Source organism: Paenibacillus sp. FW104-T2 (genome assembly GCF_058789975.1).
In genome coordinates, this window is the sequence record NZ_JBYTCE010000006.1 from 84316 (window position 1) to 98271 (window position 13956).

Below are 13956 nucleotides of genomic sequence, written 5' to 3' on the forward strand. Positions count from 1 at the left end.
AACATCAGTACAATCTAATGCACAGCAAAAAAGGCCCCGCACTAACATGCGGGGCCTTTCATCATTTTAATTGAATTTTACCTGCTGAGTAATAGTTCATGTTTGTTATTTCTGCCAAGGTAGGCTTGTAAACGATGGCAGATCTACTTTCCAATTCACATCGCGATACTCTCCGTTAACTAGCGCTGTTCTTTTTAAGGTGAATTTCGTTCCGCTTCCTTTGTAATAGCCGCGGACGATCAATTTCAGATTATCCGCAACATATTCTCCGTCAGTATTCGGCTGATCTGGAAAACCAATTACTTCAACGGGATACTCTTTCCCTTCCTGATCGACTGCCACCCAATGATCTCCATTAAAAGCATTTTGGAAAGACCCATACCCCTCCAATACAAGAGAGTAGTCTTCCCTATCTCCGTTCGAATCGTTATAAGAATCCAACACAGGCTTGTAATTGAAATCAGAAAATAAAATCTCGTCTCCAAATTGTTCAAATTGTAGTACGTAGGTGTAAAATTCAGCATCCTCACGCATTTTCTCCAGGTCCACTTCCAAGGACTTCTCGTCCCTCACAGGGACGGTGTACCCATCCAGAACAAAGCGAATCTTCTTCGCATTCACTGTCACAATAGCAGGGTCCCACGTCTCAGACAATCTCATCTGTCCCCCCTCCAGGCTTAACTGACTCGTATCTCTTAACCTGAATTTGGCTTGACGGGCATTCGTCTTGTTTCCGTTAAATACACGGTACTCATTAGTTTCAGGTATCTCCAGATGGTACAGCAATTCCATTTGTTTCTCCCAATCCTCTCCGACTTTGGCACGCAACTGATCACTCAGACTCACATTCATGTCAAGCCGGGTTCCGTTTGGTGTTCGCACCAACTGTGTCATATCCAACTTCAAACCTTCTGGCGTCGTATATGTGTTATTCATAGGAGCTTCGACAGCCAGTGATTTGGCTTTGGTCATATCGATATTGAACTGAAAACTCCAATCCACCGTGACATCTTTATCTTCGTACGATTGTGTCTCGAAATTATAATAGCTTCCTATATTCAAATACCCCAGCTCCCCGCGTACAACCACCTCATCGGGGATTTCATCCTGCAGCTGGTATACAAATCTCTGATATTTTGAACCATTCTGAATTGGATCCCCAAATGAAGCTAAGGATGCAATCGAGTTTCCTTGCCCATCTGTAATATGAATCCTTCCCATCGCGGGATAAACCGAGTATATCGTACTCCCATCAGGTGCATTTTGCTGTACAGTAAGTACAATCTGCGAACGGTCCACAAGTACATCTTCGATCTTAAGCGTGTAACCCTGATCCTCGATATGAATATTAGGATTAACCACAAGACCAAGCGGCTTGAGACGTTTGTAATCATCGGCCAGATAGGAGTACTTCAGTTCCTCTGGTACAGGAATATTGGGAAGTGGAGGATTATTCACTGCGTTGACCACAGGTTGTTTAGGTCCTATTTTATAATCCCAAGCAAACCAGGCTCCCCCTGCAAGAATTACAACAGCCGCTGCTGTAACCCCAATATGGCGCATCCAACGGGTTTTGGAAGACTTTTTCACGGGAAAATTCACTTCTGCTTCACTTTCCATGGACACACCATCCAGTTTTTTCATCACCTGAAGCGTAAAATCGGGTTCAGGCTCCTCGCGGAATAAATGCTGTTCCCATAACCGGTCCTCATCATTTGGAATAGGCTTCATATGTGGCTAACCCTCCTTTGCGCTCCATCTGTTTCTTGAGCATCTTTTTCCCGCGGTACATCGCGTTTCGGACCTGCGCTGCACTCATGCCGGTAATATCTGAAATTTCTTCATAGCTTAGCTCATTGGTATATTTCAACAGCAGTACAAGCCGGTATGATTCCGGCAGCTGTTCCATCTGGCGGTATATTTCCCGCTGCATCTCCTTGTGCAGCACATGCCTTTCCGGCGATTCTTCACTGGCTCGCTCCATAACCGGTTCATCTGCCGTCATAACCGGTTTCTTTTGCCTTATAAAATCCCGCATCCGATTCACAGCGATGGTATATACCCATGAAGAAAAACTGCTTCCTACCCTTCGGGACGGGAGATAGCGATAGATCCGAATAAACGTGTCCTGTGCAAGATCCTGCGCATCCGGATGACTCGCGCCCATTCCGCGCAGAATGCCGTAGACTTTATTTTTATATCGATCCACGAGCAAGGCGAACAGTTGTTTATCCCCTGCAATAATACGCTCGATGAGCTCCTCCTCCAGCATATGTTGAGTCATGTAATCCCCCTTCTCTACAGCTTCCATGCATGGTTCTGTACTATATAGACGGAAGTACTTTCCAAAACTTCTCACTTTCTTCAAAAAAAAGAATTCGCTCAAGTCCGGTTCAAAGCCGGTTGGGCGAATCCACTGTAGTCTGCCTCAACGTTTCTGCGCAATAAAATCGCTAAGCTGTGCGTAAATAGCAACAATCTCATCCATCGACATGCGCACCAGTCCGCTCGAAGAAGGTGCAACGAATTCCTGAATTTCCGGGACAACCGGATCATCCTGAAATCCCCATTCCACTTTGGTACGTTTGCTGTACTGGGTGTATACCCCTTTCCCGACAAAACAGGCGACGTCTGGTCGGTACTGTTCCAGCTTTTGCCGCAGAATCTGACGTCCCTCCGCATACTCTTCACGTGTTATATCTTCCACGCCTCTCGTAGGCCGGGCTACTATGTTGGTAAATCCATACCCCAATTTGAGCAGATCCTGATCTTCTTCCGGATGATATAAACGAGGAGTTAAGCCGGAACGTTCCAGAATGCGCCAGAACCGATTGCCTTTGTAGGCATAATGATGGCCGGTCTCGCCTGATGTGATGCTGGGATTGAATCCGATAAACAGAATCGATAACCCAACATCCAGATGATCTGGAATCATATTCACATGACCTCCCTAGTGTATATAATGATATAATAGTTGAAGTGTTTACGAAATCGGACTGAAATTTTCATGAAAAAGGAAGCTGAACCAATGATAGCAGACATCATGCTTGAAGTCGTCCTGCCCGTCTTTCTCCTGATCGGAGTCGGGTCCTGGATGCAAAAGGTGTTCAAGCTGGACTTGTACACCCTCGCCAAAATCAATTTCTATTGTATTACCCCCGCAGCCGTCTTTATGAGCATGTACCATTCCGATATGTCGGGTGAACTACTCGGGACTGTCACTCTCTTCTACGCCATATATGTCATTATTCTGTATATCGTAGGATCCGTGTTCGCACGAACACTTCGATTGAACAAAGGCATGAAGGCCGCCTTTAACAACAGTGTCATGCTGGACAACGCAGGCAACTATGGCCTGCCGATCAATGCGCTTGTGTTTCGCGGAGACCCACTCGCATCTTCCATCCAGGCTCTCGTGATGTCCCTACAGTCGTTGCTGACCTTCACGTATGGCGTTTTATCCATCCAGGGTGCGAAGCTGAAAGGGAACTACCGTGCAGTCATTATTGGATTTCTCAAAATGCCGGTTCCCTATGCTCTCTTACTGGGGATTCTGTTCCATATGTGGAAGGTACCGCTGCCAACGTTTCTGTCCATGCCACTGACGTATGCGCAGCAAAGCATGGTTGCTGTGGCACTGTTGACCCTCGGCGCGCAAATTGTCAAATACCCGATCCGGCTGTACCGTCTTGATGTGTATATTAGCACATTTCTGCGTCTCCTGATTGGCCCGGCCATCGGGATCTCCATCGTATTGCTTCTGGGTCTGGAAGGGATTGCCGCACAGGCACTGATCATCGCTTCTGGGATGCCTACAGGAGTGAATGCGTCCATTCTAGCCGAAGAATATGATAACGAACCTGACTTTGCCGCCCAAACGGTGCTCATCTCAACACTCTTGAACATTATTACGATTACTGCACTCATTTCTTTTGCCAAAACGTTTTGATGCAACTAAAAAAGTCCATGCGCTCCGCAAGTCGGATGAGCTTGGACTTTTTTTGGTTAAGACATATGCGATCTATGCGAGTAACCCCTATTTGCACAGCCAAAAAGAAAAACTAGGATTCAAACGTCGTCCGTTCCGGAAACTTGCCGCCTTCCCTGAATAAACATCGGACCAGCCGCTGCGCCGCCCGATTGAAGTAAAAGCTGGGATTGACCCCTTCGACCTGAACAGGTTCCAGTTCCTTCACACTTTCCTTGATCTTGTTCATTTCAATCAGTCCCATCTTCCGCTCATTGGGTCCGAATCGATAAATAACCTTTTCATCGTCCTCCGTCTGTTTTACCAGCAGAATCATGGATGCCATGCAGGTTACCCCCTATCGTTACGTTATGAAATTCCAATGACTACTTGCTATATATAACATTATTACCCAGATAACCATGGAAGGATATAGGGCTTTGGTTCGTTTATATTGAAGTTAAGACTCCTAATTCAAATGTTCTTAAATGTAAAGTTTTTACAATAAAATGAAAAAAAGGCCTGGATCTCGTCCAAGCCTGCCTTCATCTCAGTCTAATGCAAGGTGTTTTCCTCTATTTTATGGACCATCACAATCGTGGATCGACTTTCTCAGACTCCAGGGCTAACGTTGCAAGCACACATTCATGAACCCGCTCCACAGGCTCCCTGCGGACAAAACGCTCAACTCCCTCCATACCCAGAGCGCTTTCCATTAGGGCATGGCGTTCCTTCTTGGATGTTTTACGTTTGCTTAGCCGGGACAAATTCTCGGGTGCCAGGTAATCCATCCCATAGATGATGTGCAAATATGCACACCCTCGTACTTTAATCGCAGGTTGGATCATTTTGTTCCCATTCCACGTGCGGAAGGTTTCTGGCTTGATCACAATGCCCTCATGTCCTGCTGCCGTCATCTCCTCCCACCAGCGAATAACTTCCGCTTCATCCGCCTCACTCGTAATCACCCGATATTCCGTCTCCATCATGAAACTGGACATCCGGGCAAACTCGCGGTTCTGCTCCATATGCCATTCATGTGTCTGATCCCAGAACGTTCCCGTGCTGTGAGCCAGGGTGTGGAACGGTGCTATACGGATATCCCCGAGTTCCTTCACATCCCAGCAGTAGTTCTGAAATACGTCACGGAATGTAGTCGCATTCGCCAGTTTGACTTCGGTCTCCTGCAGCCACTCCCCCACATCTCGTCCGGCGGCTCCCGCTTCCCGCAATTTGTCCAGCACCGTTCCGCGATCCATGAGGGAAGCCTCGGCCACATGTGCATATTGTGAAGCGATCAGCTCCCGGGCCTTCAGGTTCCAGGGGACAATCTCGGCATCCAGCAATACAAACTCCGTCTGATGGCGTTCAAAATAACCGTCTGCAGTCAGGTCCGCATGCAACCTGGTCAGTACATTCTGTTCTGTTGTGGGGTCAAAAAAAGATCGTCCTGTCCGGGTCACGATGTTCCCCAGAATCGGTCTTCCCACTCGCTGCTTCGCAGCTTCTTGATCGCGGAAGAGGAGCAAAATGGCTCTACTGCCCATATGTTTCTTCTCAGCCACCATGCGCGTAACCCCCTGTGATCGGTAATAGTGGAATGCATCCCGCGGATGCTCCAGATAGCCTTCAACCGAAGAAGTTGCTGGCGGCGGGCTCATCGTAGGCGGGATATAGACCAACTCCTCCAGCGGTACCGTAAAGTGGGAAAAAGTATCAATGGCCGTCCGGGCTACCTCGCCCTGGATAGCTACGTCCAGTCTGGATCCGGTCTGCACCGTAAATCCTTCCTTGAATTTCCGAAGGTTGGGCGGTGCAAACCGGCGCTGTTCCCAGCGTTTGAGCGGGCTATCCAGATCTCCTGCATAATCCTGCAGTGCTGCAACGCTGACGGACTCCCGTTCCGGCATTCGCCAGGCCGTCAGCATACCTCCAAATACAACACCCTGATCGATATTGACCGTATCATTAACGATCGTAGGATATGGACGAGGGTCATGTCCCCAGACGATACATTCGCCTGAAGTATGATCCACGTACCAGTCCTTCCGAACTGGGCGTCCATGCTCATCTGTTCCATCCACATCTCCATAGCGGCAGTAATCCTGAATGCGTTTGGATTGTTTTCCGATAAAATGATCCCGAATACCCGCGTGTGCCACCACTACCTGACGTACCCCGTTCCGGGAGAATACCAGATGGGAAGGGGCATTCAGCAGAAACTCTCTTAGATCTGTACGTATTTGCTGCGCTGTCTCTGTGCCATGTTCCCGTTCCAGTTCGCTCAGCTCCTGCTCAACAAACTCATCTCCATGACTAAGGGTAACATCGCGACCGTCCAGATAACGGGCAATTTTCCACCCATGGTTGCTGTCAACCATGTAGGCTAACCCTGCGGCACAATGCTGCTGCCAGAACAGCAGACATGGAAGCGATGCAGGTCCACGGCTGGATACGTCCCCAACCGAGACCAGCTTTCTTCCCTCAGGGTGACGGTACAACCCGTTTTCTCCCTCTTTCACATAGCCCAACCGAATAATTAACTCGATCATTTCATCATAACAGCCGTGAATATCGCCAATGATATCAATCCCTACGCCCATGTCCACCATCAGTGGATTGGCCGTGCGGACAAATTCAAGTTCATCCGGCTGCTTCAGCACATAATTGGCATCAAAGCCATCTTCACGGATGGAGCGCAGCGTGCGTTTGAACTGCTGTACCTGCTGCTTCACCCGCTGACGGCCGCGTGGATAATCGCGACGAGCATCCCTCTCCAGCAGTTCCTTCTCCGGAACATCAAGTACGATCGCAATGACAGGTACATGGGCTTTTCTCGCGAGATGAATAAGACGCTGGCGATCTTCCGTATACAGATGGGTCGCATCGACCCAAGTCAGCTTGTTCAACCTACAGCGAGTCGCCAGCATGGCTTCCATGGCTTCAAAGGCCTTGGCCGATACCTGCTGGTATTCGGCATAGATCACATCCGCTTCGCTTCGCGGACGATTCTTCCAGTCCACATATTCATCATCTCCGACCAGCATGCGGAACTGATCCGAGGAGACGGCTTCCGTACGTTTGATGACTCCTTCCTTCACGAGTCGTTCCAACAATGTGCTTTTGCCGCTATTGGACGGACCGACAAGCACGACGATGCCTGCATGAGGCAGGTGTATTTTGCGGCGTCTCTTATAATCCCTCCCTGCCATCGGATCATGAGGCGTTCTGCCTGTGTCATTTTCTTCTCCAGCTCCCGGGTTATCCCTCATGTTAATCTCTCCTTTCCTTCCTGAAAATCACGAGCTGAGTCGGCTGCCCGAAACCTTCTGCATACTCCCCTATGCCCCTGATTTCAAAGGTGTACTCTGCCTGCTTCGTCCACATCTCACACTGAGCTGCCAGTTCCGCCCTGGTCCATTCGAAGCGATGGTCGTGATGGCGGAGGCTCTCCTGTTCCATTGCATATACCTGGTTGTATTCCTTGTTCGGAGTGGTCACAAGCAGTACTTCCGGCTGGTATTCGTTCATGATCGTATCCATGATACCGTTCAGCCGATAAGCTTCGATGTGCTCGATGACCTCGCACAGGATCATGACGTCCTGATGCTGCATCTGCTCATCAAAATAAAACAGTGAGCCGATGACTGGCTCTGGCACAGCCGCGATCCCGATTCGTCCTTCCAGCTTGGCGAATCGTTCCATGGCCCGCAGCCGGGACTGTCCCGAAGGTTCCACAGCAAGAATGGACTCCACGCCCGAAATATAAGCCAGTTTGGCAGATAACTTGCCTTCACCGGCACCCATATCCACAATGCGGCGCTTGAGCGGAAGACCTGCGACCACATCTGTAATCGCACGATAGCGAAGTTCATTTAACCGGACGGGTGGTTCCTCCTGCATAGACGGAACGTCAGGTCCATCGCCTTTTTCATAGGCACTCACGTTATCGTCCCCGGCATTTACCGCCTCTACAGGTGCAGACAGAACACCCTCCTGACGCTCATACTGCCGGATCAATTCGGCAAACCGCAGCGTACGCTTGATAATCATTTCCTTCAGGGGATGGCTGTCCAGCCAACCTTCGCCGTAACGCTTGATTTTATCGATTTCATCCTCGCTGATGAAATAATGTTTATAGTTATCAAGCACGGGAATGAGCAAAAATAACTGGCGCAGTGCATTTTGCACGGTGACCTGACCGCGAAGAATGATGCGGCGGACAGTGCTCTTCTTTTTCAGATCAAACGTATAGGCTAGCTCGTCTCTCTCCAGGGTTACAGCGTAACCAAGTGGTGAGAACAACTCCTCAATCGCTCGATCAGGCAGGTCCGATGCCACCGGTCCGAACGAGAGCTCCATGTTGAACGGATGCCCTACCCACTGCACATAGGCTTCCTTCGGTTTGCCATTAAGCGCGGTCCCCAGCGCCGAACGTATGTAAGAGCAGAACAAGCTGCTGGTCACAAATTCACGGTCATTAATATACTGCGTAATATCATAACCATCCGGTGTGCCTCTAACCAGATCAACGGGATCAGGTTCGGCGTGCATCAGCACTTCGGTTTCACGTTCTGCAGCTGTCGTATATACCATTCTTACGCGCACACCCTTGTCCGTCCGGTCATACACATTATTGGGATTCTTCGAGAGCAGATGCGATACATTGCCTGCTCCCTCTCCAGTTGCTTTTAATATCAAATGCATGGATTACTCCTCCTTCTTTCTATGCTCCTACTCTTCATCCGCCCATACTTCATCCAGCGCGGATCGGAAAATTCGATTCAATTCTTCGTACCCTACAACCTGCTCATTCGTCATATCCACAGCTATGTGTCCAAAATGCTCGATGTTCTCTGCCAAATAGGAATGAATAGCTGGCAGCTTCGGCTCCAGATCCAGTTCTTCTCCAGCTCTCTTCCTTCTCAAAAGATCTTGAATTTCCACATACAGCGGCGTTCCCGCAGGGATAATGTCCTTGACTAACTCATCAAACTCCATGGACGGCATGGTCTCATATCGTTCAATCCAACCGCAGGCGAGCAGCGGACGGAGCACATAGAAATACTTTTTGATCTTCACCTGCTCGCCTTGCAGATAATCCCGGAAGTTCCCTTTGGCCATATTCAGATAATGGTACATGCAGGACTTGGGCGAGAACGTAAGCGGAGACCATGCACGAATGCGCTCTGCCACACTGTACCGCTCGTCGTAGCGAATGGGCGATTGCAGCCACTCCAGCAGGGGTGGATTTGATTTTCGAAATAACTTCAGCGCCTTTTGCAGATCCCAGCCGTTGATGTCCAGCTGATCACTGATCGGGCGTTCAATCACATCCCGTTTATCTTCAATCGACAAGTACCAATCCAGCGGTCTCACGTACAGAAAACGCACATCATAATCACTATCCTGTGAAGGAAATCCCCAAGCCCGGCTGCCCGACTCGCACGCATAGATAATGCGAATCTGTTCCTCCTGTTCAATCTGTGCAAGCTGCTGCCGGATCGTTTCTCTCATTTCTTCATGAACGTGAGTCATGTCTACCTGCCTCCTTTATTCTTCTGCTGCTTGCCACCGTATCTTTTCATACCCTCATTATGTCTAACCCATCCACAGAAGAACATGGTGAAAGTATGGCGACCTTTGTAAGTTTAAAATGAAACCAGCTACTCTTCCTGTTACAATGAAGGGATACGAGAAGTGGGGAGCTGCATATTGCTTAATCCATATTTGCCTGACTCCAGGCCACCAAGGAGTGATGATTCATGGCCAAAGAAAGCTTTGACAAAGAAATTCAGTTTCTTCGCATGTTGTCTCTGACAAGCGGTGCATACAATCGCAAACAGTATGCCGAACGACTGGGCATCTCCGTACATACCTTTGATAAAACGACGCGCAGGTTAAAAGAAATCATGCAATCTGTGGCAGATCAGCGCCACGGTTCAGAGCCGAGCAAAGAAATGACGGAGCTCGTCCGTTTCCAATATGGGGAATCTGCGGAACCCCTGCTTCTGTTCCTTTTTCGGGCCAAGTCGATGAAAGAAACAGAGGTTCAGCGGCTTTCCGTCATTTTACATACACTGCAAGGTAGCGCGCTGACCGCGATGGAACTGCTGGATGCCTGCTGTGCCGATCTGCCTGAGGAACTCGCACTGCCTGATGAAAAAACGATCCGCACCGATCTGAAGTATTTGGAAGAAGTCGGTGTAATCCGGAAAGAACCGGGTGGCAGGCCTTATCGCTATATGCTGCAGCAGGACGTCCTTACCAAACTAACGGCCCAGGAACAGCTGGAGTTATATGATTTTGTGGACATCATGGCGAATACCCAAGTTCCCTCTGTACAGGGATATCTGCTAAGAGACAGCCTGAAGAAGGCAATTGCCGCAAGCTATCCCGAGCAGGAAGTAACCGAACCGTTTATATACAAGTACCATTATTATTCCCGCATTCTGGATGAGGCACATCTGTACACCCTGCTTAGTGCCATTCGCCAGTGCAAGCGAGTCCAGTTTGTCTATTTTTCACCCAAAAAGCCATCCAGCTACAGCTCGCAGAATACGAATCCGCGATTCGAACGCGAAGCCAGCGGACACTCCAACCAGATCCTGCCGCTCGAAGTCGTTTACGATCACCAGTATGGCCGGTGGTATGTCATTGGATATCAGGGACGCCGGGGATTCGTGAAGTTTCGAATGGAGGGTATCACCCAGATGGAGGAACTGGATGCGGTAAGCCCAGAGTATATGCACGATCTCAAACAGCAATGGGCAGAAGTCAGCCGGTTCAGCTGGCTGGTGGATACGGCGAAGACGGTTACGGTTCAAGCCCGCTTTTTCCATCCCGAGAGCGGTCAGCGCAACTTCATTCTGGATCGGGTACGTCTGCAGGGCCAGTGGGGCACGATTACGCCCGAAACCGAGCATACCTTTCTGTATGAGATCCGGGTTAACGGTACGACGGAGATTAAACCATGGCTTCGGAGCTTTGGCTCCAGCTGCGAGGTCATTGCACCTCACAGGCTTCGTCAGGAGATGATTAAGGAATGGAAGGAGATTGCGCAATATTATGAATCTGTTCGAGAAGATGTTCAACTATCAGATCATGACGAGATTGAATGAAACTGGACTGTTCACCTGGACTTCACAGGAACGGGCCTGGCTCCGGATGATGCTGAATCATGCTGCCGCCCAGGAAGCATTAAGTCCTTCCACTTACTATAAACTGCAAGAAATGCTGGATGCGGAGCCGGACATGAACCTGCAGGAGTACTTGACCGAGAAAGCCAAAAGCGAAGAACATAGCGTCTCCCATCCCCTGCTCCATCCACTGCGCAAAATCATAATGAACCATCAAGCTTTTCGACTAACGGGGCATGTTCGCAATGGACTAATCATTCAGGATCAATTTGGATTCCCGTACAAGCTCGAATATTCCATGGTCAAAAAAGAGTGGTACGTGCTCTGGTACGCCCCCCGATTTGGGAAACTGATGTCGACCAAGCTACACAGCATTATCACTGTAGAGTCCGAGCACCTTGAACCGCAAAACGTCTCACGTTATACGGAGCAAATCCGCTATTTGACTGAGAAACGTAAGACAACCATCACGATTGAAGTACTGCCGGAGTTCAATCAGGAATTGTCACGCATTCTATATGCCTTCTCCTGCTTCGAGAAACAGGTAGAGTATATGGAAGCTCAGCATTCATACCGGATTGAGCTGACGATCCCCCGGAGTGAGATGGATTATGTGTTGTCCAAAATGCGCTTTCTCGGCAAACGGGTGCGCATTGTAGACAACGTTGTGCTGCGCAATCGCATGTCCGAGACAGCAGCCAAGGTGCTTGCACGTTATGCAGCACCCGAGGCTCAAGGTGAGCCAGACCTGACTTCTGAGGCCAAGGTGTCCACATAACAAACAACAACCCGAACCATGTGGTTCGGGTTGTTCATCTGTGCGCTATGTGGCAGCGGAGTTCCGTCTTTTGTTGATGGCATGCACACCCATAACGACAGCAATCAACTCATAGGTATCCAGCTGCTCGGACTCGTTACTCAATACAAAAGCTCCTGAACTGAACCAGCCGCTCGTGCGTCAGTATGCTGCTAAACTTCTACCTTTTTATTATTCAGATATACAGCAGCTCCAACCATAATTACAGCCACAATAACCTCAAATATGATACTCCCCAGCCTTCCATCTGACCACAAAACTCCATTCGCTGTGAGTGTGATCCCTGTACTCTCTTGAGTAAACTGGAACAACTCATTCGGGTTGAAGCGACCAGCAAGAATGACATTCTCCAGCCAACTGATTAAATTGGTCAGCACGAAGAATGAGACGATACTAATCCACGGACCTGCTTTCCACCTGAAGCTGCCTCCAATGGATATGGAGAGAAAAATGATGATGGTCATAAAGATGGCAACCCACCAAATAAACAACAGCAGAGTAAGCCAATCCGAAAGATGGATACCCGAAAGATGGATGTAGCTGAGAAAGTGCATTCTTGCATTCGTGGCAACATAGAGGAAGTAATGAATGATGGCAACTGCTGTTAGCCCCAGTCCACATAGCGTACCAAATATTAGGGGGGACAATAGGTGAGACAGTCCTGTCACGGGTACGAGACGACGATTGTACGCACGGATGTTGGACCAGTACGTCTTAATCATTCTCACATAGATGGCTACACCTGCCCCCGCATAAGCAATAATACCAATAATTAGCCCTGTCACCTCAGACATGAACAATGCCAGCCCGATCTGAACGATGATCAAAACAACCAGCCCTGCCAACAAGGTATTCCAGTTTCTTCTAAAATCATATTTCAACAATGTCATCATTCCGCATAGACCTCCTTGAACATCTCATCCACGCTCTTACCGTACTTCAGACGAAGCGTCTCAACCTCTTCCTGCATCACTTTCTCGCCCTCACGAATGAAAATGACTTCATCAAAAATCCGTTCAATATCGGTCACCAGATGTGTCGAGATCATCAGACTGCTGTCTTCGTCATAGAATTTTACGATGGCATCCAGAATTTTGCCGCGGGCAACGGGGTCAACACCGCCGATCGGTTCATCCAGCAAATACAGACGAGCCTTGCGGGAAAGAGCCAGTGTTAGTTGAAGTCTTTCATTCATGCCTTTGGATAAATGCCTAACCTTGTCACCCTCGGCGAGCTTCATGAAATCAAGCATTTCCCTGGCCTTTTCCTCATCAAAATCAGCATAAAAGTCCCGGTAGTATGCAATGGCATCACGAACCTTCATCCATTTCTCGGTCAAGGGGCGATCCGGCATGAAGGAAACGAGCGACTTGGTCTCAAGCCCTACCGGTTTACCCGTGATCTGAATGGTCCCACTTGAAGGATGCAGCAATCCGGCAGCAAGCTTCATCAGGGTACTCTTGCCGCTGCCATTGCTGCCAAGCAGCCCGACAATCCTGCCTGGCGCAACCGTAAGCGTGACATCGCTTAGTGCCCGCTTGCCGCCGTACATTTTACTAATGTGATTCAATTCAAGGATGTTACTCATGCCCTGCCCCTCCCTTCCTCTGTTCATGATTGTGCTGTGATGACTGACCTCCAGCGACCGCGTCCGCAACAATGGTAACAATATCCTGCTCTTCAATCCCGAGTTCCTGCATGCCTGTCAAAAAACGCTCCAGCAGTTCTCCCGCCATTTCTTTTTTGATCGTCATTATTTTCGACTCCTCACTTGTAACATATCTGCCCAGCCCCCGTCTCGTTTCGACCACTTCTTCCCGTTCCAATTCCTGAAATGTCCGCTGTACCGTGTTGGGATTAATCTGCAGCTCAGCCGCCAATTCCCGGACCGAAGGAATCTTATCGCCTGCCTTCAGTGTGCCTGTCACAATCTGCTTCTTGATGTACTGCATAATCTGCAGGTATATAGGTAAGTTGTTATCGAATTCCATAGCCACAAAGCACTCGCTCCTCTCTGTACTGGTGTGTTAGTC

Annotated in this window: 13 protein-coding genes; 3 read left to right on the forward strand and 10 right to left on the reverse strand. The window is 49.0% G+C overall.

The genetic code is table 11. The features are described from left to right. Positions 1-105: 105 nt before the first annotated feature. The 3 genes from AC3WQ3_RS09770 to AC3WQ3_RS09780 all read right to left on the reverse strand — a co-directional run bounded on the left by AC3WQ3_RS09770 (position 106) and on the right by AC3WQ3_RS09780 (position 2935). Positions 106-1731: a DUF4179 domain-containing protein gene (locus AC3WQ3_RS09770; RefSeq protein WP_492472119.1), complete on the reverse strand. Its 1626-nt coding sequence runs from the start codon at positions 1729-1731 to the stop codon at positions 106-108. Further along, positions 1712-2284: an RNA polymerase sigma factor gene (locus AC3WQ3_RS09775; protein WP_492472120.1), complete on the reverse strand. Its 573-nt coding sequence runs from the start codon at positions 2282-2284 to the stop codon at positions 1712-1714. Before AC3WQ3_RS09775 ends, AC3WQ3_RS09770 begins: the two co-directional genes overlap by 20 nt. Before the next feature lie 144 nt (positions 2285-2428). Then, positions 2429-2935: a mismatch-specific DNA-glycosylase gene (locus AC3WQ3_RS09780; protein WP_336781209.1), complete on the reverse strand. Its 507-nt coding sequence runs from the start codon at positions 2933-2935 to the stop codon at positions 2429-2431. Between the two features lie 93 nt (positions 2936-3028). On the opposite strand from AC3WQ3_RS09780, the gene AC3WQ3_RS09785 reads away from it, so the two are divergent. Next, the gene (locus AC3WQ3_RS09785; protein WP_095288865.1) at positions 3029-3949 is read left to right on the forward strand and encodes an AEC family transporter; all 921 of its coding nucleotides are present in this window, start codon (positions 3029-3031) and stop codon (positions 3947-3949) included. A gap of 112 nt (positions 3950-4061) precedes the next feature. On the opposite strand, the gene AC3WQ3_RS09790 is transcribed toward AC3WQ3_RS09785, so the two are convergent. The 4 genes from AC3WQ3_RS09790 to AC3WQ3_RS09805 form a co-directional block, all read right to left on the reverse strand. Next, a complete protein-coding gene (locus AC3WQ3_RS09790) occupies positions 4062-4313 on the reverse strand; it encodes an RNA-binding protein (RefSeq protein ID WP_095360818.1) in 252 nt (83 codons plus the stop codon). 244 nt (positions 4314-4557) lie between these two features. Continuing rightward, positions 4558-7179, reverse strand: coding sequence for a polynucleotide kinase-phosphatase (locus tag AC3WQ3_RS09795; protein ID WP_492472237.1), 2622 nt, complete (start codon positions 7177-7179; stop codon positions 4558-4560). Between the two features lie 61 nt (positions 7180-7240). Beyond that, positions 7241-8674, reverse strand: coding sequence for a 3' terminal RNA ribose 2'-O-methyltransferase Hen1 (locus tag AC3WQ3_RS09800; RefSeq protein ID WP_492472121.1), 1434 nt, complete (start codon positions 8672-8674; stop codon positions 7241-7243). A gap of 27 nt (positions 8675-8701) precedes the next feature. After that, positions 8702-9505, reverse strand: a complete 804-nt coding sequence (locus tag AC3WQ3_RS09805; RefSeq protein WP_492472122.1) for a nucleotidyltransferase domain-containing protein — start codon at positions 9503-9505, stop codon at positions 8702-8704. Between the two features lie 227 nt (positions 9506-9732). On the opposite strand from AC3WQ3_RS09805, the gene AC3WQ3_RS09810 reads away from it, so the two are divergent. Continuing rightward, positions 9733-11088, forward strand: coding sequence for a helix-turn-helix transcriptional regulator (locus AC3WQ3_RS09810; RefSeq protein ID WP_492472123.1), 1356 nt, complete (start codon positions 9733-9735; stop codon positions 11086-11088). Continuing rightward, positions 11036-11884 (forward strand): WYL domain-containing protein, encoded by an 849-nt coding sequence (locus tag AC3WQ3_RS09815; protein ID WP_492472124.1) that lies wholly within the window; start codon positions 11036-11038, stop codon positions 11882-11884. Before AC3WQ3_RS09810 ends, AC3WQ3_RS09815 begins: the two co-directional genes overlap by 53 nt. A 191-nt stretch (positions 11885-12075) precedes the next feature. Here the strand turns inward: AC3WQ3_RS09815 and AC3WQ3_RS09820 are convergent, their stop codons facing one another. Genes AC3WQ3_RS09820 through AC3WQ3_RS09830 form a run of 3 tightly spaced genes read right to left on the reverse strand, consistent with a single transcriptional unit; the run spans position 12076 to position 13920 of the window. Continuing rightward, entirely contained in the window at positions 12076-12816 is a 741-nt protein-coding gene (locus tag AC3WQ3_RS09820; protein ID WP_492472125.1) for a hypothetical protein, read from the reverse strand. Then, positions 12813-13511: an ABC transporter ATP-binding protein gene (locus AC3WQ3_RS09825; protein WP_492472126.1), complete on the reverse strand. Its 699-nt coding sequence runs from the start codon at positions 13509-13511 to the stop codon at positions 12813-12815. The genes AC3WQ3_RS09820 and AC3WQ3_RS09825 overlap by 4 nt, the downstream gene beginning before the upstream one ends. Continuing rightward, on the reverse strand, positions 13504-13920 hold the full coding sequence (locus AC3WQ3_RS09830; protein WP_336781219.1) for a GntR family transcriptional regulator: 417 nt from the start codon (positions 13918-13920) through the stop codon (positions 13504-13506). The genes AC3WQ3_RS09825 and AC3WQ3_RS09830 overlap by 8 nt, the downstream gene beginning before the upstream one ends. Between the last annotated feature and the right edge of the window lie 36 nt (positions 13921-13956).

Coding starts and splice junctions, on each gene's coding strand:
- AC3WQ3_RS09805 (WP_492472122.1), bottom strand. CDS start 9,505: ATGACTCACGTTCATGAAGAAATGAGAGAAACGATCCGGCAGCAGCTT.
- AC3WQ3_RS09770 (WP_492472119.1), bottom strand. CDS start 1,731: ATGAAGCCTATTCCAAATGATGAGGACCGGTTATGGGAACAGCATTTA.
- AC3WQ3_RS09800 (WP_492472121.1), bottom strand. CDS start 8,674: ATGCATTTGATATTAAAAGCAACTGGAGAGGGAGCAGGCAATGTATCG.
- AC3WQ3_RS09775 (WP_492472120.1), bottom strand. CDS start 2,284: ATGACTCAACATATGCTGGAGGAGGAGCTCATCGAGCGTATTATTGCA.
- AC3WQ3_RS09795 (WP_492472237.1), bottom strand. CDS start 7,179: ATGGCAGGGAGGGATTATAAGAGACGCCGCAAAATACACCTGCCTCAT.
- AC3WQ3_RS09780 (WP_336781209.1), bottom strand. CDS start 2,935: ATGATTCCAGATCATCTGGATGTTGGGTTATCGATTCTGTTTATCGGA.
- AC3WQ3_RS09825 (WP_492472126.1), bottom strand. CDS start 13,511: ATGAGTAACATCCTTGAATTGAATCACATTAGTAAAATGTACGGCGGC.
- AC3WQ3_RS09820 (WP_492472125.1), bottom strand. CDS start 12,816: ATGATGACATTGTTGAAATATGATTTTAGAAGAAACTGGAATACCTTG.
- AC3WQ3_RS09810 (WP_492472123.1), top strand. CDS start 9,733: ATGGCCAAAGAAAGCTTTGACAAAGAAATTCAGTTTCTTCGCATGTTG.
- AC3WQ3_RS09815 (WP_492472124.1), top strand. CDS start 11,036: ATGAATCTGTTCGAGAAGATGTTCAACTATCAGATCATGACGAGATTG.
- AC3WQ3_RS09790 (WP_095360818.1), bottom strand. CDS start 4,313: ATGGCATCCATGATTCTGCTGGTAAAACAGACGGAGGACGATGAAAAG.
- AC3WQ3_RS09785 (WP_095288865.1), top strand. CDS start 3,029: ATGATAGCAGACATCATGCTTGAAGTCGTCCTGCCCGTCTTTCTCCTG.